The following is a 2,749-nucleotide window of genomic DNA, read 5'->3' as shown; positions in this document are numbered from 1 at the left end:
AATGTATAACCGCAATTACGGCGGATTCGACTACGTCCGAATCCACTCGGAATTGCTAATGTCAGTGCGTAACCGAAAATAATCGCTAATTAACCCGTAACTGACGGTTATACGAGACCGTTGGCTACAATTAAAACAAAACGCAAATGAGCACTTCAATTTTAGAATCTAAATTGAAAAGACATAAAATTTCATATTCTAATGAAAATGGAAAAATAGTTATCGGAAAACCTAAAACTGATTATGGAACTTTAATTGGACTTGTTGCTCTACCAATTATTGGTGGAATCGGAATTTGTTTACTGATGATTTTAAACAATATTGAATTTATCGGAGCAAATCGCGGGAAAATAATCGCAGGAATTATATTCTTATTCGGAACTGGATTTTTCAACTTATCACGAATAAGAGCAAAAAAACAATCAAACGACAATTTAAAAACTCTTGACTATAAAGTAATCAAAGTAAAAAATGAATTTGGCGAATATACGTTTGATTCAAAAAATATAAAGGATTTTGAATATTCTGCCGAACAAATTGATGAAGAAACTTATGAGGGAAACCTTTACCTAATTGACAACGAAGAAAGAAGGCATCAAATACTCGGATTTGATGATGAAAACGAAAAATACGTTTTGAATGATTTAAAATGGTTTTCGGAATATTTAATGAAACACGTGGAATTAAAAATAACTGTAGCCAACAATGTATAACCGCAATTACGGCGGATTCGACTACGTCCGAATCCACTCGGAATTGCTAAAGTCTGTGCTAAATCGAAAATTAACGCATATTAACCCGTAACTGACGGTTATACGAGACCGTTGTAACCAATTTAAGAAAACCGTGTGAACCAACTTTATAACATAATAATAAAACAATTAGTTATTGGTTACATTGGAGCCACTCTTTTACTGATTTACTACAAAATCAAAGGACGCAAAGTTACATATGAGCAAATTCTCAATGAAGTTGACTCAAAAAGCGGGATTAAGAAATATTACTATAAAGCGTTTTATTTAGGTGTCGGATTTTTGATTTTAATAGTTGTTGTTTTATCAACTATGGCTGGACTAAACCCCAAATTATATGACCCAAATAAATAAATTCCAAATTGACAGAACAGTCAAAACAGAAAAATCAGAATCGGAATTAGTGAACTCTATTAAAAAATTCAATCATAAAAAAATCGATATCACAAATGGAATAATGACAATTTATGGAAAAACGTTCTATGACTTTGTTTGCGAAATAAACTCTTCTGAAGTTAGATTAACAGCAAAACCAAAAAAAATGCTTCTGATTTTTGTGCTGATTTTTTTAATAATATGGACAGTAGGATTTATATTAGAACACGGAATTTTATTTGGAGTCGTAACAACGATATTTATTTTGTTTTTCTTTGGTTTTGTTCATAGAAAATTAATGGAATTGAGTCTTGACGAAATAACTGAATTAATAAAAAAAGTGGAATAAAAAACTGGTTACAACACCGTGTATAATTCATTGCTAGTAAAGGCTTGCTTACGAAAATCCTTGCGGATTTTCTATTCAGTTTGTATTTGCTAAATTAGTTGCTGAAACACGCAACGAAATCATACACAAACACGTTAGGCAACATATGAAAAAAAACATTCTGCTAATATTGACAACTCTGATTTTTACGGCAAAATTGCTTGCTCAAAATTGTGAATACGCAGAATATTATCCTTTAGTAGAACGTGCGTACAAAAACTATTCTGATAAAAAATATGAAGATGCGAAAAAGAATTTAAGGCTCGCTTTTACAAAAACTGACCATCCATTAGGTGCCGATTTACATTTAGCTTTTTCAGTTGCTCTAAAAGCAAAAGACACAAGATGGGCTGAACAAATTGCAATCCGATTGGCAAAAGGTGGAATTCCATTAAGATATTTTAGATATTACAAAAAATCAAGTTGGTATGAGCAATTCAACGCTGATTTTCAAACCTATTCTGATTATTACAATGCGAATTATAACCCAAAATTAAGAGATGATTTACTTGACTTAATAAGCCGAGATAAAGAATTCAATAGTAATTATCACGACTGGAGAACTCGAAAAATAGAATTATCTTTAGATGAACTGATAAATGGAGCGTCTAAAATTATATCAGATTTTAAGCAAATGACTGATAAATACGGTTTTCCAAATGAGCGTCTGACTGGCTACAACTATGTGCGACGGAAAAATAGTGTGGAATATTATAATACCGATGTTTTAATAATTCATATTTATCAACGTGGAGTTATAATTTTTGAAGATGAAATTCACGACATAGTATGTGAAGGTGGTTTACATCCCAATTATGAAGAAACACTAAAAAAAATACGAGGCTTTGGAAATAGCAGAGGAGTTGAACAAGAAATGAAAGTAAGATATAAAATGTATAGACCAGCGGAGTAATACGTTGCCTAACAATGTATATAAAAAATAGCGCGAGCATTTGCTAACACAAAGGTTCGGGCGCATTTACAAGGTCGCCAAATTTTTAAATTTGGCTATTTGAGAAAAGAAAGATAAATAGAAAAATTTAAAAATTCGGCTTGAGTTTAACCGAATGGATAGCGCACTTTTTCAGCGCTACTTTTCATATACTGGACCGTTGCCAGTAATAGCGAAAAACTTACTCGACTAAAAGAACATTAAAAACTAATAATTTGAATTTATGAAAAAACATTTACTAATTGCATTATCAATCTTATCGTTTCAATCTATTTTCTCTCA

The 2,749-nt window shown here is 31.5% G+C and carries 4 protein-coding genes; all 4 read left to right on the top strand.

Features of this window, described 5'->3' with window-relative positions; translation table 11 throughout:
* Positions 1–146: 146 nt before the first annotated feature.
* Positions 147–713 (top strand): hypothetical protein, encoded by a 567-nt coding sequence (locus tag ACKGJY_RS15445; protein ID WP_413974799.1) that lies wholly within the window; start codon positions 147–149, stop codon positions 711–713.
* A 135-nt stretch (positions 714–848) separates the two neighbouring features.
* Entirely contained in the window at positions 849–1,106 is a 258-nt protein-coding gene (locus ACKGJY_RS15440; protein WP_413974798.1) for a hypothetical protein, read from the top strand.
* Positions 1,090–1,476: a hypothetical protein gene (locus ACKGJY_RS15435; protein ID WP_413974797.1), complete on the top strand. Its 387-nt coding sequence runs from the start codon at positions 1,090–1,092 to the stop codon at positions 1,474–1,476. The genes ACKGJY_RS15440 and ACKGJY_RS15435 overlap by 17 nt, the downstream gene beginning before the upstream one ends.
* A 169-nt stretch (positions 1,477–1,645) precedes the next feature.
* Positions 1,646–2,428 (top strand): hypothetical protein, encoded by a 783-nt coding sequence (locus ACKGJY_RS15430; RefSeq protein ID WP_413974796.1) that lies wholly within the window; start codon positions 1,646–1,648, stop codon positions 2,426–2,428.
* Positions 2,429–2,749: the final 321 nt, after the last annotated feature.

The organism is Hyunsoonleella sp. 2307UL5-6 (genome assembly GCF_047345485.1).
In the GTDB taxonomy this organism is placed as follows: domain Bacteria; phylum Bacteroidota; class Bacteroidia; order Flavobacteriales; family Flavobacteriaceae; genus Jejuia.
Note: the sequence above shows the minus strand (reverse complement) of the source record. Positions and strands in the feature narration are given on the sequence as shown.